Origin of the sequence: Cohnella sp. SGD-V74 (assembly GCF_003001675.1) — a bacterium.
Lineage (GTDB): Bacteria > Bacillota > Bacilli > Paenibacillales > Paenibacillaceae > Cohnella.
Map to the genome: position 1 here is coordinate 42,411 of NZ_PVYW01000024.1, position 24,156 is coordinate 66,566.

The window sequence follows — 24,156 nt, forward strand, 5'->3', positions numbered from 1 at the left end:
CAATATTCAACCCGAATGTGACTCCAACCGTCCCATCAAGCTGTCCAACTGCTTGTCCATCGACAGCGGATCGTATCCGTAAAAAACGTTGGAGTCCGGCTCGTAGACTCGCCCGTTCCGCACCGCCGGCAAACCGCGCCAGACATCCGACTCGAGCAGCGCACAGTCGTCGGGAAGCCAGTGCGAATGGTAGTTGAACAAAAAGATATGATCCGCGGAATAATCGGGCAGCTCCTCCAGCGGCACGTAAATGTTCAGCAGTCCTCTCTCGATAATGTTGCGATGTACCGCAGGCGGCGGCTGCAACCCCAGCACGTCGTAAACCAAACATCCGCCCATGCTGGTCAAGTTGCCGTAGACGTAGCATTTTCCCGAGACGATTTTCACGATCAGGAAAGTATCTCCGCGGAATTGAAGAATGTCCAGTCTTCGTTGGGCTTCAGCCGCCTTCTCGTTAAACGTCGTCATCCACTGCTCGGCCTGACGGACACATCCCGCTGCCGACGCCAATGTCAGCAGTTCCTCTCTCCAATCGTCGCATTGTTCCGGAATCGTCAATACCGGAGCGATGTCCCACAAGCTCTCGGTGTACTCCTCCCGGTACACGATGATCAGATCGGGCGGATTGGCGGCAAGCCACTCCAGAGTTTTGTCGCTGTACCATTCCCCCTGCCTGAAGGACGACCAATCCAGACGCTCCCGGAAATAAGAGGTTAGCCAAGGCTCCATCCATAAGCCGACGATGCCCAGCGCCGGGACGATATCCCAAGCCATCAGACAGGCGGTGACGTGCGGCATCAAAGCGGCTATCCGTTTCGGCTGCTTCTTGTAGACCGTCGGCGGCACGCCCACGTACTGCTTGAACTTCCGGCTGAAGTAATAATCGTTGGCGAACCCGGTCTCCTCGGCGATGACGCGCAGGTCTTTGTCCGTCAGCTGAAGCAGCTCCTGCCCCTTGCGGATTCTGGCCCGCCCGAGATATTCGACGAAGCTGAGGCCGGTTTCCCTGCGGAAAACCCGGGAGAAATGCTCGGGACTGACGCCGATCCGCGCGGCGAGCCGATCCCTCGTAATCGGTTCGCGATAATGCTGCTGAATGTAACGGACGGTCTGCTCCATCAGACGCCGGGTTTCCTGCGTCGCTTCGATCGCCTGCGGCTGAAAGAAAGCCGAAATCACCTGCGTGAACAAAGACTGGACGTTCAGCGCATGCTCGTTCCGCTCGGCGGCCAGACGCAGTTCCTGCGCCAATTGCAGCACGCGCTGGGGAAACGAGTGATCGAGAACGCCGGGAGACATGTCCCGAATTTCGGCGCGACGGTATGCGCCGTCTTCGGCGGAGGGAGCCAGCATCTCGAACGCGATCCGATCGATCAGCAAGGGCGAGTGATGCTCGTTCATGACGTACATGCCGCTCTCGGCCGGACAGAACACGGCGACTCCGGCATGCAGAGTCAGCTTGCGCCCCGCCAGCTGCAAAGTGCCGCGCCCTTCCCGGACCAGCAGCAGCATATCGTCGTCGGTCATGTTCCATTCTTTGTCCGCATGCGGGGCATAGGACAATAGCTGCGCTTCTATCAACGCGTAGATCGGTCTGTCAGGCGGCTGTGTCTCGGGTGTAGGGAGAGGGAGTGCTGCAGGAAGCCGCTCGGGTGGTGCCGAGTCCCCGGATTTCCGATGAGTCCGGCTTCTTCGCCGCAAATCCTCCCGCAGCCGCTCCGCCTCCTCCGGCGCTAACAAGCCTACATACTGAATATGGCGATGCTTCCTCTTGCCGTTCTCATCGACGTAGGCTTCCACAATGCGATAATACTCGTAGGTGGAGCCGTTTTTCCGTATGGTCGTTTTTTTAAGAAACATCGCCTGATCTCTCCCATGAATGCATTTCCGTCGGGTTGGGGACGTTGTTAGGGACTACCCGGTCAATCTTGTTCTCCTCACTATAGACGGATAATTCCCGGCGGACGTTTGTTGAACCACAGAAATACAAGCGCTGTAACTTGAATGGCTATGGAGACCAAGGACATCTCCAATTCAATTAGTATTAGCGATGGAGACAGTAGAATCAGTGCAAAAACTCCCCAGCGCTTGGCTCCCTGCTTACCCATTTTGTTTTTCGCAACAAGGGGACCTCCGGCCACTACCAAAGAGACGGACAACAAAATGGATATTCCGGAGATCAAAATATTGATTTGTATCCACGAGGTCGCTCCCTGACCGACAAACAGGAATAACCCGAAGATGTATACCCCAACCAAGGCGAATGTGATAATCGGCCACACCGGGGCGTACAGCCTCTGAATATAGATGAACCATTCTCCGCTATCTTTGGTCTCGCCGAGCTTTTCCATTTGCCGATCCAGCTTATCCGCTTCGTAAATAGTTAGTTCCTGTAAAGTATGCAGCACTCCGGGATCGAAGCTCTTGCAATAATCCCGAACCAAGGTGCGCTGCATTCGGGTCAAATACGGTCCGCATTCCCCCAGCAGCTCAAGCAAACGCCGTTTGCTCTCCTCGTCGCCCAGGTGAAGAACGCTCGCAAGATTTAATTCCAGCTTCGTAAACAAGGTCTGTTTCAACTGCACCGTCGCCAGCTTCTCCTGCTGCTCACGGTCGATCATCCCCTTAAACTGCTTATACATCCAGACCAGCAACGTGCCGACGACTGAAATAATAAGAGTTTCTCTTCCGTTTGCTTGAAGGAATTCGGCCAATTGCGTCCACATCACGATCTCTCTCCCATTCTTCACGCAAGTCGCTATGAGGACATATTCGCTAATTCTCCAAAATCCCCCTCTTTTCGACTGAGCGATGCTCGAACGATTGGCAGTTATGATAAAATACCTCAAGAACAAGATACAGCTGCCGACAATGGGAGGTTCCGATGAATTCAAGCCAATCTCATAAACGCGAATCGCGAAAAATAGGCTTCCATGAGCTGGCACCCTACGTCCGGCTCGTGCAGCACATCGAGGGAGACGACCGGTATAGGCTCCCTCCGAGAATCATCTATGATTATGAGCTTATATATGTCGTTGCCGGCCACTGCGACTACGAGATCGAGGGGGCCGACTATCCGCTCGCCGCGGGCGATCTGCTGTTCATGCCTCCGCTTGTGCGGCATTCCTGCACGGTGCCCGCCGGCGAGAAGTTCCACTATTACGCCGTTCATTTCGATCTCGCCTACATGGGAGAATCGTTCGATTTCTCCGTCGATGAAGTGTATACCAGCCATGATTACTTGCACGCCCCGTATATTCCCGACGAACCCGAGCTGACCGATCGTCCGGTCGTTCGCCTCGCCGAGGTCGAATTTCCATATGTGTTCGCCGCGCAGGAACCGCTCGTCTGCGAAGCGCTGCTGCGGGCAATGTACCGCGTGCACGGGAGCGAATCGTACGGCAAGGAGCTGCAGCTCCGGGCGGATATGCTGAGCCTGCTTGCCGTCATTGTCCGCCAACTGGCCACCCCCTCGGGCATCAGCAAGCGGCATCCGCAGAGCGAACGTATCCAACAGGCTGTTCAGTGGATGAAGGTTAACTATCGGATGCCGATTCAGCTTGCGGACATCGCGGTCTCCGTTCATCTGTCTCCGAGCCATTTTCGAGCGCTGTTCAAGGAAGCGACTGGCAAATCGCCGATGGAGATGCTCTTGGTCCTAAGGATGGAACGAGCTAAGGAGCTGCTCCTTCATTCGGAACTGTCCGTAGGGCAGATCGCCGAGGAGGTCGGCTATGCCGATCTTCATTATTTCAGCCGTCTGTTCAAAAAATCGGAAGGGATGTCGCCGGTTCAGTACGTCCAATCGCTGCGTCCTAAATTCCGCTAATCGTCCAACAGCATCGGCGTTTCGTCCAAATACGCGGCCCCTTCCTTGCGATACACTCGGAGTAACCTCTTGATGAAAGGTGATTATCCGAATGAATCGTAAACCGGAAGTGGCCGTCTATTATTTTCCGAACTATCATGTAGATCCCCGCAACGAGGCCGCCCATGGCCAGGGCTGGACGGAGTGGGAGCTGGTGCGCAGGGCGACGCCGCGGTTTCCCGGTCATCAGCAGCCGAAAGTCCCGCTATGGGGCTACTTGGACGAATCGAAGCCGGAGACGGCGGAGCGGCAAATCGCGGCGGCGGCCGATCACGGCATCGACGCCTTCATCTACGACTGGTACTGGTACGAAGACGGCGCGTTCCTCAACCGGGCGCTGGAGGAAGGCTTTCTGAAGGCGGACAACAACGATCGGCTGAAATTTTCGCTGATGTGGGCGAACCACGATTGGATCAACATTTTTCCGTATAAAAGAGGAATGGACCATACGCTGCTGCACAGCGGCCAAGTCTCGCTTCAAGCGTTCGAGAGAGCCTGCGACTACATGATCGAGAAATACTTTCGGCATCCGTCCTATTGGCGGGTCGAAGGCGGTCTGTACTTCTCCTTCTACGAGCTGATGAGCCTGATGCAGAGCCTCGGGGGCTTGGAAGGAACGAAAGCGGCGCTGGACAGGTTCCGTGCCAAAGTACGCGCGGCCGGCCTCGGAGAGCTCCATCTGAACGCCGTCGTCTGGGGCATTCAAAACCTGCCGGGAGAACGCACTTTGGAAAATCCGGGGGAGCGCGTGAAGGAGCTTGGCTTCGACAGCGTCACCTCGTACGTGTGGATTCACAACGTGCCGATGGAGACGTATCCGACCGTCGACTACCCGGCTTATGCGCTGAAAGCCGAGCAGGACTGGAGTAAATATCGCGAGCAGTTCGGCGCATACGGCCTCCCTTATTTCCCGAACGTCTCGATGGGCTGGGACTCGAGCCCCCGCACCGTCCAATCCGATGTGCATGCGAACATGGGCTATCCCTTCACTCCGATTCTCGTCGGCAACACGCCAGACGAATTCCGCAAACCGCTCGCCGCGGTGAAGCGATTCTTGGCGGAGAGCGGCACGACTCCTCCGATCGTGACCATCAATTCGTGGAACGAATGGACGGAGGGCAGCTACATCGAGCCGGATACGGTTCACGGCTTCGGCTATCTGGAAGCGATCAGGGACACGTTCGGAAGCGAAGGATAGAACGAGAAAGCAAAAACCAGACCAACCACGGGACATACCGGGGAGGCCTGGTTTTTTTGCCGAAACCGGGCAAGATTCCGCCCGCGCTCACCATTGACAATCCGCGTACAATGATGGACGATATGAGGATAAGAGCGATCGGCGGACAAGTCCGAAAAAAGGATGGGAGGAAGAACGCAGCGATGGATAGACGATCCGGGGATCAAGAGAGACTGCTTGTGCTGCCCGTCCATATGATGGACGAATGCGCCGATCATCCGCTCGTTCGGCCGCTGCACATTACGGACATCGGCTGGTTCCCGAAAGCGCGCAACCATTACTGGAGAAGGACGGAAGGCATCGAAGCTTACGTGATCATGTATTGCACGGAAGGCTCCGGGTGGGTCAGACTGGACGGCGAGCGACGGCACGAGGTCCGCAAGGGAGAGCTTACGGTCATCCCTGCCGGCGCCCCCCACGAGTACGGCTCCTCGGAGGAATCCCCCTGGACGATCTACTGGTTTCATATGAAGGGGGAGCTCGCCTCCTCCTTCTTCGGCCTGGAACGCAGCGCAGAGCCCTTCCCTATTCCGGTGGAGCGCTCGGCCGAGATTATCGGCCTGTTCGACGAATGCTACGAGTTTCTGAGCCAGGGCCATTCGCTGGAGCACGTCATTTACGCCTCGCAGCTCGCCGGCCACCTGGCCGCCATTATCCGTCTGGCCTACGCCGGAAGGCAGGAGACGCCGAATCCGCGCAGACAGCCCAACATCGAGCAGGCGCTGAGGTATATGACGGAGCATCTGGAGGACAATGTCTCGCTGGCCGAACTCGCGGCGCAGGCGGCGCTGTCGGTCCCTCATTTCACCCAATTGTTCAAAAAGAGAACCGGCTACTCGCCGATCGATTATTATTTGCGATTAAAAATCCAGTCGGCCAGCCAGTACCTCGCCCTGACCGATCAGAGCGTAAAGGCGGTCAGCCTGCGGACCGGCTTCCAGGACCCCTACTACTTCTCCCGCCTATTTAAAAAGATAATGGGGAAGTCCCCCTCCGCGTACCGAAGCGCGCATCAGGATTAACTTCCCCTTGCCGTAACCGGCGTTACCGCCGTTCCCGGATGTGATACATCAAGCTGTCGAAGTCGCCGCGCAGCGGCAGCTCCACACCGATCCGCATCAGCGCCCGGCCGCTATGCGAACCGTCGACGCCTTCGATCTCGTAGACGGCGTCGGGCTTCAGCCCTTGCAGACACAGCCGCGGCAGTCGGTCGCCGAGCTTCTGCGAGTGCAGGAAGGCGAACAGCACGCTCTCCTCGCCGTCTCCGCCGACGTACTGCACCGCGTCCACGCCCCTATGCTTCAGCGCATCCAGACGGTACTGCCGGCCGCCCTGCACGAGCGGGCGAACCGCCTTGTACTGCGCCACCAGGCCGGAAGCTTCCGCAAGCTGCTCTTCGCTCCATTCGTTCAGCTTCGCGCCGATGCCAAGCGTGCCCGTCATTGCGCTGTGGAACCGATACGGCAGCGACGTGACCCTCTTGTTCATCCCGCTTACCGCCTCGGTCACCCAGCAGGTCATCAGCCTCGGCGCATAGACGTAGGAGAAGCCCTCTTGAATGCTGAGCCGGTCGAAGGCGTCGGTATTGTCGCTCGGCCACGCCTGGTCGGCGTAACGCAGCATGCCGAGGTCGATGCGCGAGCCGCCGCCCGCGCACGTCTCGAACGCGACGTTCGGGAACTTCCCGCGCAGCTCCGCCCAAATTTCGTACAGGCTGCGCACGTGGCGAATCCACAGCTCCTTCTGCCGGTTAAGCGGATGGTCCTGCATGCCCGGCTCGGTGATCGTCCGGTTCATGTCCCATTTTACGAAAGAAATGTCATTACCGCCGAGCAGCTTGGACATAAAATCGACGATGTAACGCTTGACCTCGGGCTTCGAGATGTTGAGCACCAGTTGGTTGCGCAGCTCGGTCCGCGAACGCGTCGGGAAGTGGTATACCCAGTCCGGGTGGCTGCGGTACAAGTCGCTGTCGGGGTTGACGGCCTCCGGCTCGACCCAGATGCCGAAGTCCATGCCCAGCTCGCGCACCTTGCCGATCAGCTCGCCAAGCCCGCTTGGGAACTTGTCCGGATTGACGTGCCAGTCGCCCAGACCCGCGCGATCGTGATTGCGCTGGCCGAACCAGCCGTCGTCGATGACGAACAGCTCCACGCCAAGCTTCGCCGCGCGCTCCGCCAAAGCCGTCTGGTCCTTGACGTTGACGTCGAAGTAAGTCGCCTCCCACGAATTGTACAGCACCTTGCGCCATTCCCCGGAAGGCGATACGTAATCGTACTGATACCGATGCAGCTGGCGGCTCATCGAGCCGAAGCCCGCCGAGGAATACCCGCCGACGAATGTCGGCGTCTCGAAGCTCTCGCCGGCGGCCAGCGTCCACTCGCTGTCGAAATCGTTGATGCCGCCCGTTACCCGCACGCGGTTAAACGCCGTCTTCTCCGCGGCGATCTTCCAGTTGCCGCTCCAGCCCAGCGCGCCGAACCAGACTCGGCCGGCCGACTCAATCGCGTGGCCGTCGTCGATCGCGAACCACGGATTGGCATGTCCGTCGGTGAACCCGCGCCGCGATTCCAGCACCTTCTTGCCTTCCGAGAGAATCGTGTTCCGCAGTTGGAACTCGCCGGACCATTTGCCCGTCACATGCGTCAGCCGGTAGTCGGGAAGCTCGGGCAGCGACCAGGCGGCCGACTGCGCGCTCTCTAGCACGATGTCGCGGTCGCCGGTATTAACGAGAACGACCGAGCGCTCGATCAGGTCGAGGCCGGGCAGAACGGAATAAGTCAGACGCGCTTCGAGCGGATACGACTCGTCCTTCAGCACGATCGTCAGCGTTTCTTTACCGGCCGCCGCCGCATCGATGCGATAGTTGTCGTAGACCAGGCGCAAGTCGCGCACGCCGTCGTGCCACCGCACTTTAAGCGAAGGCTCCATATACGACAGCCCGCCCCAGCCGGCGTACTCCTCGACCTCGCGATCCAGCGCGGCGTCGAACGAGCTGTGGGAACCGGAGCCGAGCAGCGGAGCGCAATCGGCCGCCGCGACCGGGTCTCCCCAGTACAGATGCTGGAGCGTGCCTTTGTCGTTCAGGCCGAACACGTAAGAGCTGTTAGCCGTGGCAATCGAGAACAACCGTTGATCCGAATAAAATTGTATGCTCATAAGCTCACCTCATTTTCTCATGCGCTTATCGTACGGAATATCGCCGTCCGAGGCCATTGACGATCTCATGATAATCATGGACGATATGATGATTCCGCGCCCGAAGGCAATCAAAACGCAAAAAAACCAATCGCCGTCCGGTCGGCTGGCTGGGCCTGCTTTTAGCCGATTGGCCGACAAAAGCGTCACGTTCGACAACCATTGGGTGGGCAGCATGCCCTGCATGCCCGCGAGACGGGATCTGCTGACCGGCCGCTACAACTTTTTGCACCGAAGCTGGGGTCCTCTCGAGCCGTTCGACGATTCCCTGCCGGCGCTTCTGCGCAAGCAAGGCGTCTACTCGCATCTGGTCAGCATACGTTGATGCCGACCCATATGGCTTCGCTGTTCTCCGTGGAGGAGCTGCAGGGGCCGACGCTGGCCGAGCCCTTCGCCTTCACGAAAGGCGTTCGCACGTTAAAGGTCAAAGCCGACAGCTTCGTTCCCGCTCGCTTGCGTCAGTCATCGGCCGAATAGCCGTAATCCCGGTATTCCTGCGGCGTGCTGCCGACCAGCTTCTTGAACAAGTAGGTGAAATAGGCGGTCGTCTGGATGCCGACTTCGTCGGCCACCTCGTACACTTTGACGTTCGGGTCCTGCAGCAGCTCTTTGGCGCGCTTGATTCGGGTAATCTGCACGAATTCGGATATCGTCCGGCCGGTTTCCTTCTTGAACAGCACGCTCAGGTAGCTGGCGTTCAAATTGAATTGCTCCGCCAACTGCTTGACCGTCCAGTTCTCCCGCAGCCGTTCCTCGATAAATTGGGACACGTTGCGAATCAGATGATGCTGCTGGTTCAGATGCGTCTTGCGCTCGAACGCCATATGTTGACGCACGAATTCGGCCAGCAGCTCCGCCATCTGCGCCGCGCTGCCGCAATCGAGCATCTGCCGCCACATGACAATGGGGTCGGCGGCGCCTGCTCCGCTCCTCTCTTTCGAAGAACGGATCAACTCGCTGAGAATGCTCATGCCGAACGCCTGAGCGTAGGAGAACGACATGGCCTCGGCCGCGAGCAGCGCGTCCTTGATGCTGTCCATCGACTGCGCGGCCTGTTCCGAATCCCCCGTTTCCATGTGCCGAAGCAAGCCGGGCACGAATTCCTCCCTCATTCTATACGCCTCGAAGTCCCCCCGCTCCGCCTCCGCGCCGCGCACGATTTGGCCGTCTGCTGCCAGTCTCGCCTTGGCCATGCCGAAACGGATTTCCTTGTATAGCAGCGGCGCCTCTTCCCACGCTTGTCCCTCGTCGCTACAGCCGATCGTAACCGTAGCCTCGTACTGCTCGCCCATCATCGTCTGAATAAATGCAAACTGCTTCTCGGTCAGCGCAAGAGCGGCCGGAGACGGATTCAAATGCAGCGCCGCGAATTCGTCGGGCGCCGTCTGCGCGAGCCATATCCCTTCATCGTGGGAGAAGCCGATTTCCACTGTCTTCTTGAAGCCGCCGGCAAGCCGCATCCGCTGCTTGGCGTCCAGTCCCGACGCGAGATAACGGTCCAGTCCGACCACGATGACCCGGTAGCCTCGCTCGAGCGCGGGAACGGGCAGCATCTCCCGCCAGGAGTCCAGAAGCTCGGTTACGGAAATAGCGTCGGCGACCAGATCGCTGACAAACCTTTCCTTGACGAGCCGGACGCTCTCCGACACTTTTTTCTCCAACTCGCGAGTCTGCTCCATCACTTCCATCCGCATGCGCAGCGAGTCTCGAAACGTCTGCAGCCGCGCGGCGACCTCCTCCGTCTTGAGCGGCTTGAGGACGTAAGCCTGAGCGCCGACATGAATCGCGTCCTGGACGAATTCGAATTCGTTGTAGCCGCTGATCATCAAAATCTGAATATGCGGATGCAGCCGCTTGGCCTCGGCCGCCAGCTCGATCCCGGTCATCCCCGGCATCGAGACGTCGGAGACGAGAACGTCGAAGCTTGAGTTTTGCAGCAGCTGCAGCGCCTCCTCTCCCGATTCCGCCGCGGCCGGAGCCCCGAAGCCCAGCTCCTGCCAATCGATAAAGCGAATCAGCCCCTGCACATGCGAAATTTCGTCGTCCACTATAAGCGCCTTCAGCATCTTTATCGTCCCTTCCTGATCGACGGCTGGACCGTGCAGGCCGGCATATCGATCGTGACCCGTGTCCATTGTCCAAGCACGCTCTCGATCGTATATTCGGCGTCCTCGCCGAAATAAAGAGCCAGCCGTTCCTTAATGTTGGCGGTGCCGAACCCGTTGCCTTTGCCCTGCCGGACTCCGGTCGCGAGCTGCCGCAGCGTGTCCTCGGGAATGCCCTGCCCGTTGTCGTACACCGACATGACGACGCGATGCTGCCGCCTGATGATGGAAACCTTAATGACCGCTTCCGGCCGGCGGACGATCGCGCCGTGCTGATAGCAGTTCTCCACGATCGGCTGCAGCACCGTCTTGATCGTGTACAATTCGAGCGCCGCTTCGTCAACTTCCCAATCGATCCTGACCTTGCCCGGATATCGGAACTGGCAGATGTCCAGATAAGCTTTCGCATGCTCCACCTCGTCGCGAATGCGAATGACGCTGATCTGATTGTTAAGGGTCAATCGGTAGAAGGTGCTCAAGGCGTCGATAATTTGAATCTGCTCTCCGTCCCGGGCATCCAGCGCCCTCCAGCGAAGCAGACCCAACGAATTATAGATGAAATGCGGATTAATCTGCGCCTGCAGCGCCCGGAACGCCTGCTCCTTCTCCTGCAAGCCCGCCCGGGTAATGTCCTCCACAAGCTTGCCCAGCCGCTCGGACATCAGATTAAACCTATTTTCCAGCTCGCCCAGCTCGTCGCTCTCGTTGTAACGGATCGCCGCTTCGAACTCGCCGCGGGACACATCGACCATTCGGCTGCCCAGCTTGCGAATGCGACGGACGATGTTCTGCACGACGGCCATCATCAGTGAAACGGACAGCAGCAGGAAAAAGATCGTGATGCCGACGATCAGCAGCAGTATCGTGCGATTCTGGACACTAAGCTGCTTCATGGCCGTGGAGGATACGACGTTCCACCCGGACGACAGCGGCTTGACGATCAGCAGCTCCTTGCTGCCCGTCAGATCCAGTCCCTGGTCCGGATCGGAGGCTTCCTCGGCGGGGAGCCCGGACCATTCGCTCAGCGCAAGCCGCTTGCCGATATGCGAGCGATCGGTTGCGGCCAGAATGCGCCGGTCGTGATCGACGATAAACAGGCTGCCGCGATCATTAAACGGATGGTCGAGCAGTTCTCCGAATACGGCGTCGTAATTCAATAAAATATAGACAAGCCCCAGCGGGACGCCCGAACGGTCGATAATTTTGTGCGTGATGACGGTTCGCTTGGCATTGCCCGGCACGCTGCTCCATCTGAGAGGCTCGTCCGACGCGACGGCGTTCCGATACCAGGCGCTTTCCTCCTGCCCCGCGATCGTTCTGGACTCCGGTCTCCATAACAATTGGCCGTCCTGAACGAGCGTTTCGTTCGTATGGTAGATGCGAAAATCGACGATGCCGGGCAAATATTTGCTCGTGATCAGGAAGGTGCGGTCTACGTAGTTCACCGTATCCACCACTTCGGACATATCGTCGTACTGGCGGGCCAGACGCGCGACCAGCTCTCCGTCGGTGGCCGTGCGGACAGCCAGCAGATCGTAGCTTCTTTTGCTGAAATCGACGACCTGGGCGGTCTGACGGACCGTCTCGTCCACGGTGGACAAATAATTGTGGTGAAACCCCCGCACGACCAAATAGACGACGACGCTTCCGAGCAGCAATGTCGGCAACAGCAGGATGAATACGTACAAGGTCAGTATTTTGCCGCGCAGGCTTAAGCCGCGGGTAAAGCGGATCATCCATCTAGAGAGAGATACGCGCAAGGCCGCTCGCTCCTTTCCTGTTGAAGATCATCGACGATAAAGGCGGCAGGGGGTTGTCCCATAAGTCATTAAAGGGGTAACCTTAAAAATGATCCATTTATTAACATGGGGATATATCTCCTTCCGCTGCTGATACGGTCATGAAATTAAGAATCGAATAACCCGTGACAGGGTAATTTCATGACCGTATGAGGCAGGCGCTTCGCTCTACAGGAGATATATCCCCATTCTTTTTGCGATCATTTTAGTTGCCCAGACTTAGGGGACAGCCCATTTCATCAGCCTATCGACCATATTAAGAAACTCAGCTTAGGAGACAGCCCCCGTTATGGCGGACTGTCTCCCGTGTGTTAACTCACTCTCCGAACTGCTGTCCAAGGAGCTTATGCCATTCTTCCTTCAGCTCGCTCCAGTGAGCGCGCTTCTCCAATGCGGAGACGAAGTTGTTCCATTCCGTCTCGAACGCGTTGTCGTCTTTGGCCATTGTCAATTTGGCCTTGTATTCCTTCCTGACGTTCTCCAGCTCGGGCAAATATTTCTCCCACAGGCTGCCCGGCTCGGATTTAACCATGTCGTAAGACTCCGCGACCCGAACGGCGCCCATCTTGCCGATGGCTTCCGTAAAGTCGATCGTCTTCTGCCGTCCCGCCACGCTGTCGGTTGCGGCGTAATTCCACCAAGGGTACCACTTGTTGCTGTACGAGGACGTCGCGTAAAGCTCGGGCGTCGTGCTCGCCTTTTTGGCCGCGTCGCCGGAATCGTGAAGCTGCTGGTAGTTGTCGTCGATATAATGCCATTTGCCCAGCGGCTGATCCACCCAATCCCAGTAGATTCCCGGAGGCCCGCCATCGATCACCTGCTGCATCTCCGGAAGCGGCTGCAGCGAATAGTCGAAGAAGGCGAGAATGGCTTCGAGATTTTTCGTTTTATTGCTGATGTAGACGTCGTTCGCCGGATAGGGGTTAACGATCTGGTTAATGCCGATGCGCTCTACGCCTGGCACTTGCGGATACGGGATCGTCTGGTAATACCAGGCCGGCTCGGTCGGACCTTCGAGAACCTCCCAGATGTGAGCGTCCATATTGAAGAAGCCGCCGGCGTTCATCGCAATGCGTCCGGATTGATTCTTTTCCTTATAGCGCTCTTTTTTATCGGTAATGGCCTCTTTGTCCAGCAGATCTTCGCGATAGATTTTGTTCATCCATCTGTAAGCTTCTTTGTATTGCGGGTTATCGTAGATGAATTCGTACTGGTCGCCCTTCTTCTCTACCGGAATGACGCCGCCCGCCGTGGCCGTCGACACGCCGAACGTGCTGAGAATGACGTTCTCGTCGTTGGCGTCGGACAGGAAGCTGAGCGGAATAAGCTTGTTGCCGGATGCGTCCGTCTGCTGGCCGGCGGCGCGCAAGTATTGCTCCAAGCCTTCGATGGTGGACAGGTCGCCGAACGTCATGCCCGCCTTCTCCAGTACGTCCTCGCGCACGAACCAGCCCAGGGACGCCCAGCCCGGCCACGGGTCCTGCGGATTCTGATCGAACCAGGTCGGAATCGACCAGATATGCCCGTCGTCGTCCTTCATCGCTTCCAAATATTCCTTCGGAATCGAGGCGAGTCCCGGGTATTGGTCCGGCATATCGAAATACTGCTCCAGCGGCAGTATCGTGCCGGAACGCACCATCGACGTATTGATGACGTCGCTGCGGCCGAAGATGGCCGCGTCCGTGAATCCGCCCGTATTCAGCTTCAGGTTAAGCGCCGTCGAGGCGTCTCCTTGCGTCGATTCGATCTGCACGTCGACGAACGGCTCGTTCTCTCTCCAATACTTCTGAATCAGGCTTTCGTTGTTGACCGTAATCGTCCATCCAAGCCACAGATTAAACGATCCGCCTTGCTGTTTGCCGCCGGTCTCCGCCTGAGCGGTCTGTTCCGCTTGCCCGCTCTGCTGCGGAGATTGCGACGGAGAGCTGCCGCTTGCCCCATTGCTTCCGCCCGAGCAAGCGGTTAACGCCACCATCAGCGCGGCGATCGCGCCCGCCGACATCCGCTTGGCGTCGAATACGCGAGTTTTCATGTTCGTTGTTCCCCTCTCTGTCCGCTATTTTCGGTATATGTGGTAAGTCCCTATACCCTGCAACGATCGCGATCGATTCCGGCTTAGCCTTTGACGGAGCCGATCAGCACGCCTTTGACGAAATACTTTTGAAGGAACGGATAGACGCACAGGATCGGAATGGCGCTCACCATGACTGTCGCCATTTTCACCGACATCAGCGTCACCTCGGACAGATTGCTGCCCCTCGCAAGCGCTTCTATGTTGTTGTTGGAGCCCATAACCACCGAGATATCCTGGGCGGACAAGAGCTGCTGCAGGAACGTCTGGACCGGAATCAGGTTCTGGTCCGAGACGAAGAAGGCGCCGGCGAACCAGTCGTTCCAATGCATAACCCCCGTGAACAGACCAAGCGCAGCAAGCATCGGCTTGGACAGCGGAATGATGATCGAGAACAGCACTCTCGGCGGTTTGGCGCCGTCCATCTCGGCCGATTCGATCAGCGCTTCGGGGATGCCGTGAATAAACTTCAGCATGACGAACATATTCCAAGCCGAGAAAGCGCTGGGCAAAATGTATACCCAGAACGTATTGGTCAGCGACAGGTTGTGCAGCTGGATATAGAACGGAATAAGTCCTCCGTTAAACAGCATCGTGATCAGGACGAACGTGAGCAGCGTGCGTCTGGCCGGCATCTGTCTGTAGGACAAGGCGTACGCGGCCAGCAGGGTCACCAGCAGCCCTGCGACGGTGCCGACGATCGTCCGCATAATCGTAATCAGATAAGCGTGGCGAATGACCGCGTTGCCGAGCACGATCTGAAAGTTGGACAGCGTGAACTTTCTCGGCCACAGGTACACGCCGCCTTTGGCCGCATCGGTTCCTACGTTCAAAGAGATCGCCAGCATGTACAGGAACGGATAAAGGACGGATAAACAGAGCAGCAGCAGGAACAGGGCAATGAGCGCCTGTCCGATCTTCTCGCTAGCGGATTGTCGCATCGGTTACCAGAGCCCCTCCCCGTTTATTTTCCTCGCCGTCTGATTCGTAAGGAGCACCAAGAGCAGACTGATGACCGAGGAGAGCAGACCGACCGCCGTAGCCATGCCGAAGTAGCCTTGCTGCAGCCCGCTTCGGAGAATGTAGGTGTCCAGCACGTCCGCGACGGGTTGGTTGGCCGGATTCATCAGCGGATAGATCTGGTCCATGCCGACCGCGATCAGGCTCGGCATGCTCAGTATGAGCACGATGGAGATCGTCGGAAGAATGCCCGGGAACGTAATATGCTTCATCTGCGCCAGACGCCCCGCTCCCTCCACCTTGGCCGCCTCGTACAGCTGCGGATCGATCGTCGTAATCGCCGCCAAATACAAAATCGTATTCCAGCCTACTTCCTTCCACAAACCGCTGGCAACGATCATCGGCCGGAACCAGTCGGTCGATCCGAGGAAGAAGATCGGATCGCCGCCCAGGGACACGATCAGTTGATTGACGAGTCCGTTGTCCAGAGTCAGCAGCGATTGCAAAATGTAAGCGACTACAATCCAGGAGAAAAAATGCGGCAGATAACTGACCGATTGCACAAAGCGCTTAAAGCCTCCCCGCCGAACCTCGTTGATCATCAGCGCGAGCAGGATCGGAGCCGGAAATCCGGTCACGAACTTCAGGAACGCGATGTACAGCGTGTTGCGGACGACGAGCCAGAACTGGCCGTCTTGCAGGAACGAGAAATTTTCAAAGCCGGTCCAGGGACTGTTCCATATCGTGTAGCCGATGTGAAAATTTTTGAACGCGACCTGAATGCCGGCCATCGGCACGTAGCTGAACAGCAGAAGCAGCACGACGGCCGGCATGACCATGAGATATTGCCATCTGTATTTGCTTATGGCGGCTAACATCGTATCACCTCTTTCTTTCCTTCATTGTAAAAGAGGCGCGATTGCCGCACTACGCAACAACGATTGGATTTCTATCGCGATGGTCGGTTTATTCGAAAGTGTCGAACAGACTCGTCGCCTTCAGCCGCTCGCGGAACGCCTTCAGATCAAGCGGCTCCGACAAACCGGCCTTGCGCACCGTGACGACGTGCGGCCGGTCGGCGGACAAGTCGAACACGTTGTCGCTCCATTCGGCGTCCGCGCCGTCCAGCTCCAGCAGCACGAAGCGCGCGAACGCGCGGCTTGTCGCCGTAACGACGAATCGGTCGTCTTCTTCGGTCGCGTCCAGCCGGATGCCCGGTTCCAGAAAATCGAAATGCTTGGGCTTGACGAACAGAACCGTCCCCGAGCTGATCGTCCTCCCGTCGGCAAGCCATTCGAACGCGAGATAGCTTCGGCGCAACTGCCGGCTGTCGCTCAGAGTCTCCGCGAAGTCGAGCACGACAACTTCGCGGGTGGAAAGCGCGTCCAGCTCGGCTTCCGCTTCACCGGCGGCAATCGGCGCCGACCGGTGGTCCAGCAGACGCCAGCGCAGCCGTCCAGCGATCGGCTGCAGCGTCTCGTTGGTCACGTGCAGAGACACCTTCGTCCCTTCCTCGCAAGCGGACGCCAGCACCGGGGAGAAAAATCGGCGGGCGGCGTGATGCGTCGCCTTCCAGCGGCCGTAATAGTCGAGGCTCGACCACGACGCACCCGGCCATATGTCGTTGAGCTGCCAATAGATCGCGCCCATGCATCTGCCGCGGTGTCTGCGCCAATGCTCCACCCCGACGGGCATCCCTTCGGCTTGAATCAGCTGGGATACGTACAACAGCGTCTCGAAGTTTTTCGGATATTTGAAATACTCGCTGACGTAATACATGATCTTCTCGTTGCCTGTCCCGTTCTTCTGGTGAGCCTCCATGACGCGCGAGAAAATGTTGCGGTCCTCGGGCAGCGTGAACGTCTCCACCGTCCGCAGCGACGGGAACGACTGCAGGCCGAACTCGGACATGAAGCGGGGGAACAGCGTCCGGAACTCCGTGATCGGCTTGCGCCCGTGCCAGACGTCCCAATAGTGCATGTCCCCGACATGCTCGTTGTTCGGATCGTCGATGCCGCCCTTGGAGGAAGGAGACGACACCCAGTAGAAGGTGTTCGGGTCCAGCGACTTCGACAGCTCCGGCAAAAATCGCTCGAACTGTTCGAGATAGTCGTCGCGCAGCTTCTCGCCGTAGCGTTCGGTCCAGCCCCAGTACGCCCATGCGTATTCCAGCTCGTTATTGCCGCTCCAGATGCCCAGCGACGCGTGATGGCGGATTCTCTTCATATTGTCGACGGTCTCCAGCCGCACGTTCTCCTTGAACTCGTCGTTAAAATCGTACGCCCCGCAGGCATACAGATGATCCTGCCAGACGATCAGGCCGTAGCGGTCGCACAGATCGTAGAAGTAATCTTCCGCATAGTAGCCGCCGCCCCATACGCGGATGCAGTTGTAGTTGGCCTCGACGCAGCTGCGAATCAACCTCTCCATCCGCTCCTCGCTGCGGCGGCCGAACACGTTGTCCTCCGGAATGAAATTGGCGCCCATCGCGAAAATCTCGTGCCCGTTAATCTCGAACGCGAACGATTCGCCCCATTGGTCCGGCGTCTGCTGTACGCGCAGCGTGCGAAGGCCGAGCTTCATCGTCCGTTCGTCCAGCTCGCGCTCCCCGCTCAGCAGCCGAATCCGCAGCGTATACAGCGGCTGATCGCCCAGATTGTTCGGCCACCACAGCTTGGGCTCGGCGATATCGACGGTCAGCCTGTTCGTGTTCGCTGCCCGCTCCGCCGATACTTCCAGCCGCTTGCCGTCCGGCGTATCGATCGTCGCCAACAGGCGCAGCTCGGCGGCCTCGGACCAGCGCTCCAGCGTCGCATCGATCTCCAGGCCTACGCGATCGTCCTCGTGCCGCTGAGTCACATAGACGTCTTCGATGCGCCCCCCATCGCAGCCGAGCAGCGACAAGCCGCGCCAGATGCCCATATCCGGCAGCTTAGGGCCCCAGTCCCAGCCGAACATGCTGTGCGCCTTGCGCAGATGGGAGATGCCGGGTACGGCATCCGCGCAGCTTGTCAGATGGTATTCGCGATCCCGGGCCAGCACATAGTTCGTAGCCGAGCGGATGACGACGACAATGTCGTTCCTCCCTTCGCTCAGCGTCTCCTTGACGTCCGCCTCGTACGTCCGATGCATATTGTTCGTCTGCAGCACAAGACGGCCGTTCACGCTCACCTCGCACAGCGTGTCCAGCCCTTCGCAGCGCAGCAGCACCCGCTCATGCTTCAGCAGCTCCGCGTCGACGAAGAAGCTTCTGCGGTATTCGTAATCGAATTTGGTCAGCTCCAGCGTCTCGTATTCGTTATCGCGAAAAAACGGGTCCTCCATCCGCCCCGCGGCGAGCAAGTCCTGGAATACGGACCCGGGCACGGTCGCCCCGATCCATTCCGCCTCGTCCGTCCTCTTCATCTCCCATTCGCCGTTCAGTGTCAATTCGCGCATTCGCTCTACCTGCCTTCGTATCGGATTTGTACCGGAATGATGCGCATTAATCCGCTTGCTCATCGGTTTGCGCGCTCGATCCAAGGCGATCGTAGCATCGGGGAGCGGCGAACGTCTTGTGATGTCCGTTCCTTTTTTGTGCTATATTAACCTCAATATAATTGAACCCATGAAGAGGAAGTCCATTACATTCCAAAAGAGATGGCTTTGCCGGCTTCAAACAGGTTGTTTTGAGTTGCTTGGATTGACGAGATCTCTATAGGTTAGCAACTCCCAAACTAAAAAAAGGAGACGGCCGACATGACCATCCCCATGCTGCGCGCAGCGGCTTTGATCGACCCGCTCGTGCAATCCAATTCCCATATCATCTATTCGGCGAAGCATGCTTACCCGCTGCACCGCCACGATTTCTATGAAATCTTCATGATCGTCTCCGGCCAATGCGCGCACTCCGTCAACGGCGATGTACAGCATCTGAAGCAGGGAGATATCGTGTTCGTTCGCCCCGAGGATGCGCACAGCTACGATCTGCTCGAGGGCGAGGACTGCCGGTTCGTCAACGTCAACTTCTACAAGGAAGTCGTGGAGAGCGCCTTCGATTACATCGGCCACGCCGCTTTCGCCCAAGCGCTCAAAAGCCCGCCGCTGCCGCCGATCGTCAGGCTGGCTGCCGAGGATCAAGAAGCGATGGCCGCAAAAAGCACGCAGATCCAGCTGTTCACGTCGACGGACAAGCTGAAGGCGCGCACGATGGCCCGTAACTTTCTGAACGACGCGCTGACGTTATTTTTTCTCCATTATCGGAACGACAATCGCAAAGCGATGCCGCAATGGTTCAACCAATTGCTCGCCGAGCTGCAGCGCAAGGAGCATTTTACCGCCGGCCTGGATCGTCTGCGCGCCTTGACCCCTCACAGCGACGGCCATCTGAACCGGATGTTCAAGCGGCACCTGCGCATGACGCCGACCGCCTACCTGAACCATCTGCGGCTGAGCTATGCCAAAAACCTGCTGCTGACGACGCAACTGCCGATCGTCGACGTCGCCTACGAAGCCGGTTACGAGAACTTGAGCCATTTCTACCACTTGTTCAAGGACGCTTACGGCGTCGCTCCGGGGCGAATCCGCAGCGCCGATCCATTTTGAGCGAGGCTGAGCAAATGGAAGTACGGACGAAACGAATCGAGAGAAACTAAGGCTGAGCGGTCGCCTTTCACCCTGTCGCCGATTGCGCCCCAATCCGTAATGACAACGCCGTCGAACCCCCACTTCACACGCAGCACCTTCGTCAGGAGTCCGTCGTTTTCCGAAGCCAGCGTCCCGTTAACCCGATTGTAAGCGGACATCACGCTGTTCGGCTTGGAGGCCTTGATCGTCTCCTCGAAGTTGTACAATAGATTTCGTTAAGCGCTCTGTCGCCAACGTTCGCGGATAGTCGTTTTTGTTTCCAATCGACGGGAAATGTCTTCGCTTCAGTATCTCTAACCGTTGGGTGAATGGCGCATACGTTACCCGTAACGCGAAAACAGACGGTTTTCCAAGAGCGCCGCTCTTGAAAAACCGTCCGATATCCATTCGTTAAATCAATCCCGACTTCCGCAGAAGCCGCTCGATCATCACAGCCACTTCCGCTCTTCGGATCAATTCCTTAGGTGCAAGCAAGCCGTCGCTCTTCCCTGTTACGATACCGGCTTCGATCGTCTGCGCAACGCCGCCGATCGCCCAGGCAGAAATCTTGCCTGCATCCCCGTAAGAGCGAATCCGTTCCTCGGCCGAAGAATCTTGAGCCCTCTCGCTCAATCCCGTAATCTTCATCGCATTGGCGATCATCGCCATCGCCTGCTCCCGGGTTATCTTGTCGTTCGGACGGAACGTTCCGTCTTCGAAGCCGTTAATCAACCGATAGGCATAAGCCGTTTGTACCGTGCCGCCATACCAGTCGGATTCCTTCACGTCTTTAAAGACGTTCGCGTCGGCGCTCTGTGGGAGTCCCAGGGCGCGCACGATCATAGTCGCGAACTCGGCGCGGGTAATGTCGCGGTTGGGGCCGAATTGATTGTCGCCGACTCCGCCCACGACCATTCGCGAGCCCATGCCGTTGACGGCGCCCTTCGCCCAGTGCTGTTCGACGTCCTTGAACGCAACCGAATTCGATACGAGAGAGTACGTGCTGTTCGTCAAGCTGTTGATGACCGCATACGCGGTTCCGTTGCGAACTTCCAGCTTCGTCGGTACCGATCGGATCGTTCCGTCTTCGTGCAGCACTACAGCGGTCGTGACAGTTCCCGCTTCGGTTCCCTGAGGAATCGGGATTTCGCGCTCCACGAAAGAATTAAAGCTCGTCACCCGAATCGTACGACCGCCGGATGAGGCCGTGACCTCGAAGTCGATCGGTGAAGCGACGAGGCTGAATCCGCCGTCTTGCGCCGCCTTCCGGAGTCGTTCGACGTTTGCGCCGTCGCTTCGGACAATATCCGCCTGAACGGCGACGTTCTCTGGCAGCGTTCCCGCCCCGAACTGCGCCAGCAGCCGTTCGATCGGCACTTCGGCCGCCGGAAGCCTGTAGCTGCCGTTCGGCGTACGAATATCCAGAACGGCGCCTTTCTCCGCCAGCGCTTTGACGGCCTCCCCCGTAAGGACCACGCTCACCTTATCCGCGTTTAAGGAAACAGGGATGGCGACAACCGGACGATCTCCCGCTTCCTTCAATCGTTCGATCAGCTTGGCCGAGTTCAGGGTCACCGTTGCCACTGTTTGTCCGTCTTGATGGGCGATCTTCGCGGTCGCGACGGCTTCCGCCGCATTGCCGTCAATCGTTACTGCGAGATTGGCATCGGTTTGATCCGGCTGGGCGGGCGACACGCTTCCGCCTCCCCCTACGTTGCCGCCGTTGCCGGGAGACCCGCCTCCGCCGGAGGAACCGCCTCCGCTCTGCTTCGTTACTGCGATCGTATAGGTCTTCTCGGCGCCGTTCTGCGCCACGACTTCCACCGTGATCGTATTGCTGCCGGCGACGAGATCGATCGGACGGCTTATCTGCCCGCTTGGGACCGGTTCGCCGTTAACCGTCACGCTCGCTTTGCGACCGGCTTGCGCGGTCGGGGTTACCGTGATGCTGGCGATCCCGCTCGCCACAGTTGCGGTATAATCGGTCATGGCCGGGTCGAACGCCTGATCCAGCGCGCCGGACGACAGATGTAACGCGGTCAAGTCCCGAAGCGTACTTAGAGCTCGCCGGATGAAGGGTCCTCCTTCATCGTAGAAGGCCGCATAGGGAGTTCCGTCGTCTACGGACAGCCCCACGATTGCCGCTTGTCCCGTCGAGAGGTTCGCATCTCCTACGAGGAGCCATTTGTCCAGCGAAGCCTCGTATTGCACGACCGTAGCCGCGCCGCCCAAACGCCGGTCCAAGAATGCCGCATAAGGAACGCCGCCGTCTATTGCGAACGCGATCTCGGACGAATAGCCTTCGAAGGGATTCATTCCGCCCAAGAAGCCCCACTCTCCGCCTTCATACTTCGCTACCAAAGCGAACTCGTCGTCATGCAATCCCAAATAAATGACGCCGTCTTCTATCTCCAAGCTTCCGATATTCACATACCGGGGGCCGTCCTCATCTTCTATGGCAGGCGACCAACCGCCTCCGATATATTTTCGAACGACAATTTGGCCATCCGTCTGCGGATACGCAACGTAAGGAATTCCGTTGTCTACCGTCACGGACAAAGCTCCACCGGCATAATAGTCTTCGTACGGGGAAGAACCAATCGGCTCCCAGCTTCCGTTCTCATGCTTCATCACTCTGACGGCCGAAATAGAATTGGTTACTCGTTCGAAGTATGCCGCATAGACAATTCCTTCTTCCACGTGCACCGCGACATTGTAAGCCTCGTCGTCCGAGAATCCGGCTCCGCCCACGGGGTGCCATGCTCCGTCCTGATACTTCGCGACGGTCGCTTTCCGGCCTTCGGCTTCATCGGTATACGCCGCATAAGGAATTCCGTCGTCGACGCTGAAAGACACAGGGTTCCCGGCATCCGCTTCTCCGAAGGAGACGATGCCGCCGACGGAATGCCATTCATGGCTCGTATCCTTCACAATCTGATACGTCTTTGCCTGGACGTAATCTTCCGCCGATACCGAGATCAACGCAACGCCCGGAGTGAACACGCCTTTCGATATCGTGATTTTCCCTTCGGTTATCTCGTATTCGGTCCCTGCGGCAAGCGCGACGCCGTCGACCTTCACCGCGGTAACGGCCGAACGCCAAGCCGCATCGTCCGGGAACGTAATCTCGATGTCGTGTCCGTCATCGTTATCGATCGTATCCTCCGCCAACGCCGGCGAAGATCGGAAGAGACTCATCACTTTTATTCTTCCGCTGTCCTCTTCCCGATAGGATAAATACGGGATGCCGTCGGATACGGCCAACGAGAGGGTCGATACCGGCTCCGCGGATAACCCTGCTCGTCCGACCGTTATCCACTCGACGCCGTCGTATTTCATTACGGTCGCCTTTCCGCCATTATCCCAGTCCTTAAATGCCGCATAAGGCGTACCGCGATCGAAGGACAACGAGAGGTCGTCGACCTGACCGGGCGAAAATCCGGCGTCGCCGACCGTCACCCAATCGTTGCCGTCATACCTTTTCACCGTTGCTCGAGAGCTTTCGTCATTGTCCTTATAGATCAAATACGGAATATCGTTGTCGATCGCCAAGACGCCTCCAAAGGACGTTCCCGGAGAGCTAAGCGGCGCCCACTGGTTGCCGTCATACTTCATCACTTCCATGCCGAGCATAGTCCGATAAACGACGTAAGGATGGCCGGAAGAGTCCGCCGCAACGGAGATGTCGCTGATCTGTTGCCCGGAGAAGCCGGCGGGGCCTACCGTAACCCAATCGCTACCGTCGTGCTTCATCACCGTCGCTCCCCACCCGTTGGCCTGATCCCGATAAGCCAGGTAAGGCGTGCCGTAGACAGCGACGGTTACCGACATGGAATACGCCCCTCCCGCGGTAAATCCGGCTTGGCCTATCGTCTCCCAGCCGCTGCCGTTGAATTTCTTCATCGTTGCTTTGCCGTCGTTGTCCCCGTCCATATAAGCGACGTAGGGCGTACCGGCCCCGTCGAGCTCCATAAGCGGCTGATCCAGCCAACTGTCCGCTTCCACCGGATTGCCGACGGTCTCCCAACCGCTGCCCCCGTGCTTCATCAGCTTCGCCTGGCCATCTTCGTTCAGATACATCACATAGGGAGCGCCGTCATAGACGGCGATGGACGTCCGGCTGCCCTTCTCCGTGATGGCCGGGTCTCCGACCTCGCCCCAATCCAGCGCGGCGGGCGCCGCTTCCGCCGTTCCCGCGACCGGCCCTCCGATCGCTCCCAAAATTCCGCCTGATACCAGCAGCGCCGATAACAGCGCGCCGACTCGTTTCATCCCTCTTGCGAACATATTCTGCCTCCAAGCCTCGTATGATG

16 protein-coding genes and 1 pseudogene are annotated in these 24,156 nt (G+C 58.1%); 6 read left to right on the forward strand and 11 right to left on the reverse strand.

The window, feature by feature from the left end:
* Nucleotides 1-6: 6 nt before the first annotated feature.
* The gene (locus B0G52_RS36370) at nucleotides 7-1,860 is read right to left on the reverse strand and encodes a helix-turn-helix domain-containing protein (protein WP_233163175.1); all 1,854 of its coding nucleotides are present in this window, start codon (nucleotides 1,858-1,860) and stop codon (nucleotides 7-9) included.
* Nucleotides 1,861-1,940: 80 nt separating this feature from the next.
* Nucleotides 1,941-2,726, reverse strand: a complete 786-nt coding sequence (locus B0G52_RS29025) for a hypothetical protein (RefSeq protein ID WP_094049861.1) — start codon at nucleotides 2,724-2,726, stop codon at nucleotides 1,941-1,943.
* A 158-nt stretch (nucleotides 2,727-2,884) separates the two neighbouring features.
* Here B0G52_RS29025 and B0G52_RS29030 point away from each other — a divergent pair, with 158 nt between their 5' ends.
* The 3 genes from B0G52_RS29030 to B0G52_RS29040 all read left to right on the forward strand — a co-directional run bounded on the left by B0G52_RS29030 (nucleotide 2,885) and on the right by B0G52_RS29040 (nucleotide 6,127).
* Nucleotides 2,885-3,829: an AraC family transcriptional regulator gene (locus tag B0G52_RS29030; protein WP_094049863.1), complete on the forward strand. Its 945-nt coding sequence runs from the start codon at nucleotides 2,885-2,887 to the stop codon at nucleotides 3,827-3,829.
* A 91-nt stretch (nucleotides 3,830-3,920) separates the two neighbouring features.
* Nucleotides 3,921-5,066, forward strand: coding sequence for a glycosyltransferase WbsX family protein (locus tag B0G52_RS29035; protein WP_094049865.1), 1,146 nt, complete (start codon nucleotides 3,921-3,923; stop codon nucleotides 5,064-5,066).
* 182 nt (nucleotides 5,067-5,248) lie between these two features.
* A complete protein-coding gene (locus B0G52_RS29040) occupies nucleotides 5,249-6,127 on the forward strand; it encodes an AraC family transcriptional regulator (RefSeq protein ID WP_094049981.1) in 879 nt (292 codons plus the stop codon).
* Nucleotides 6,128-6,149: 22 nt separating this feature from the next.
* Here the strand turns inward: B0G52_RS29040 and B0G52_RS29045 are convergent, their stop codons facing one another.
* Nucleotides 6,150-8,264, reverse strand: a complete 2,115-nt coding sequence (locus B0G52_RS29045; protein WP_094049866.1) for an alpha-galactosidase — start codon at nucleotides 8,262-8,264, stop codon at nucleotides 6,150-6,152.
* Nucleotides 8,265-8,340: 76 nt separating this feature from the next.
* Here B0G52_RS29045 and B0G52_RS29050 point away from each other — a divergent pair.
* Together B0G52_RS29050 and B0G52_RS35750 are read left to right on the forward strand one after the other, a co-directional pair.
* Nucleotides 8,341-8,619 (forward strand): annotated as a pseudogene (locus B0G52_RS29050) (sulfatase-like hydrolase/transferase); the annotation flags it as partial.
* Between the two features lie 8 nt (nucleotides 8,620-8,627).
* Complete coding sequence (locus B0G52_RS35750) at nucleotides 8,628-8,780, forward strand: hypothetical protein (RefSeq protein ID WP_158223926.1); 153 nt, start codon at nucleotides 8,628-8,630, stop codon at nucleotides 8,778-8,780.
* On the opposite strand, the gene B0G52_RS29055 is transcribed toward B0G52_RS35750, so the two are convergent.
* From B0G52_RS29055 to B0G52_RS29080, 6 genes are all read right to left on the reverse strand, one after another.
* The gene (locus tag B0G52_RS29055; protein ID WP_094049868.1) at nucleotides 8,762-10,438 is read right to left on the reverse strand and encodes a response regulator transcription factor; all 1,677 of its coding nucleotides are present in this window, start codon (nucleotides 10,436-10,438) and stop codon (nucleotides 8,762-8,764) included. The two genes, B0G52_RS35750 and B0G52_RS29055, sit on opposite strands and share 19 nt — an antisense overlap.
* Nucleotides 10,372-12,168 carry a sensor histidine kinase gene (locus B0G52_RS29060; RefSeq protein ID WP_198960751.1) on the reverse strand — a complete coding sequence of 599 codons (1,797 nt, stop codon included), beginning with the start codon at nucleotides 12,166-12,168 and terminating at the stop codon, nucleotides 10,372-10,374. Before B0G52_RS29060 ends, B0G52_RS29055 begins: the two co-directional genes overlap by 67 nt.
* Before the next feature lie 355 nt (nucleotides 12,169-12,523).
* Entirely contained in the window at nucleotides 12,524-14,239 is a 1,716-nt protein-coding gene (locus B0G52_RS29065; RefSeq protein ID WP_094049872.1) for a type 2 periplasmic-binding domain-containing protein, read from the reverse strand.
* 83 nt (nucleotides 14,240-14,322) lie between these two features.
* The gene (locus B0G52_RS29070; protein WP_094049874.1) at nucleotides 14,323-15,219 is read right to left on the reverse strand and encodes a carbohydrate ABC transporter permease; all 897 of its coding nucleotides are present in this window, start codon (nucleotides 15,217-15,219) and stop codon (nucleotides 14,323-14,325) included.
* A gap of 3 nt (nucleotides 15,220-15,222) precedes the next feature.
* Nucleotides 15,223-16,116, reverse strand: coding sequence for an ABC transporter permease (locus B0G52_RS29075; protein WP_094049876.1), 894 nt, complete (start codon nucleotides 16,114-16,116; stop codon nucleotides 15,223-15,225).
* A gap of 88 nt (nucleotides 16,117-16,204) precedes the next feature.
* The gene (locus B0G52_RS29080; RefSeq protein WP_094049877.1) at nucleotides 16,205-18,676 is read right to left on the reverse strand and encodes a beta-mannosidase; all 2,472 of its coding nucleotides are present in this window, start codon (nucleotides 18,674-18,676) and stop codon (nucleotides 16,205-16,207) included.
* Nucleotides 18,677-18,976: 300 nt separating this feature from the next.
* On the opposite strand from B0G52_RS29080, the gene B0G52_RS29085 reads away from it, so the two are divergent.
* The gene (locus tag B0G52_RS29085) at nucleotides 18,977-19,822 is read left to right on the forward strand and encodes a helix-turn-helix domain-containing protein (RefSeq protein ID WP_094049879.1); all 846 of its coding nucleotides are present in this window, start codon (nucleotides 18,977-18,979) and stop codon (nucleotides 19,820-19,822) included.
* Here B0G52_RS29085 and B0G52_RS29090 read toward each other — a convergent pair.
* Nucleotides 19,777-20,070 (reverse strand): glycoside hydrolase family 3 N-terminal domain-containing protein, encoded by a 294-nt coding sequence (locus B0G52_RS29090; protein WP_094049881.1) that lies wholly within the window; start codon nucleotides 20,068-20,070, stop codon nucleotides 19,777-19,779. The two genes, B0G52_RS29085 and B0G52_RS29090, sit on opposite strands and share 46 nt — an antisense overlap.
* Before the next feature lie 184 nt (nucleotides 20,071-20,254).
* A complete protein-coding gene (locus tag B0G52_RS29095; RefSeq protein ID WP_094049883.1) occupies nucleotides 20,255-24,130 on the reverse strand; it encodes an S-layer homology domain-containing protein in 3,876 nt (1,291 codons plus the stop codon).
* Nucleotides 24,131-24,156 lie beyond the last annotated feature (26 nt).

What these genes read in the sequence shown, in the direction of transcription:
- B0G52_RS29075 (WP_094049876.1), bottom strand. Translation starts at nt 16,116, where the DNA reads ATGTTAGCCGCCATAAGCAAATACAGATGGCAATATCTCATGGTCATG.
- B0G52_RS29085 (WP_094049879.1), top strand. Translation starts at nt 18,977, where the DNA reads ATGACCATCCCCATGCTGCGCGCAGCGGCTTTGATCGACCCGCTCGTG.
- B0G52_RS29025 (WP_094049861.1), bottom strand. Translation starts at nt 2,726, where the DNA reads ATGTGGACGCAATTGGCCGAATTCCTTCAAGCAAACGGAAGAGAAACT.
- B0G52_RS35750 (WP_158223926.1), top strand. Translation starts at nt 8,628, where the DNA reads ATGCCGACCCATATGGCTTCGCTGTTCTCCGTGGAGGAGCTGCAGGGG.
- B0G52_RS36370 (WP_233163175.1), bottom strand. Translation starts at nt 1,860, where the DNA reads ATGTTTCTTAAAAAAACGACCATACGGAAAAACGGCTCCACCTACGAG.
- B0G52_RS29095 (WP_094049883.1), bottom strand. Translation starts at nt 24,130, where the DNA reads ATGTTCGCAAGAGGGATGAAACGAGTCGGCGCGCTGTTATCGGCGCTG.
- B0G52_RS29065 (WP_094049872.1), bottom strand. Translation starts at nt 14,239, where the DNA reads ATGAAAACTCGCGTATTCGACGCCAAGCGGATGTCGGCGGGCGCGATC.
- B0G52_RS29045 (WP_094049866.1), bottom strand. Translation starts at nt 8,264, where the DNA reads ATGAGCATACAATTTTATTCGGATCAACGGTTGTTCTCGATTGCCACG.
- B0G52_RS29035 (WP_094049865.1), top strand. Translation starts at nt 3,921, where the DNA reads ATGAATCGTAAACCGGAAGTGGCCGTCTATTATTTTCCGAACTATCAT.
- B0G52_RS29030 (WP_094049863.1), top strand. Translation starts at nt 2,885, where the DNA reads ATGAATTCAAGCCAATCTCATAAACGCGAATCGCGAAAAATAGGCTTC.
- B0G52_RS29070 (WP_094049874.1), bottom strand. Translation starts at nt 15,219, where the DNA reads ATGCGACAATCCGCTAGCGAGAAGATCGGACAGGCGCTCATTGCCCTG.
- B0G52_RS29080 (WP_094049877.1), bottom strand. Translation starts at nt 18,676, where the DNA reads ATGCGCGAATTGACACTGAACGGCGAATGGGAGATGAAGAGGACGGAC.
- B0G52_RS29040 (WP_094049981.1), top strand. Translation starts at nt 5,249, where the DNA reads ATGGATAGACGATCCGGGGATCAAGAGAGACTGCTTGTGCTGCCCGTC.
- B0G52_RS29055 (WP_094049868.1), bottom strand. Translation starts at nt 10,438, where the DNA reads ATGGACACGGGTCACGATCGATATGCCGGCCTGCACGGTCCAGCCGTC.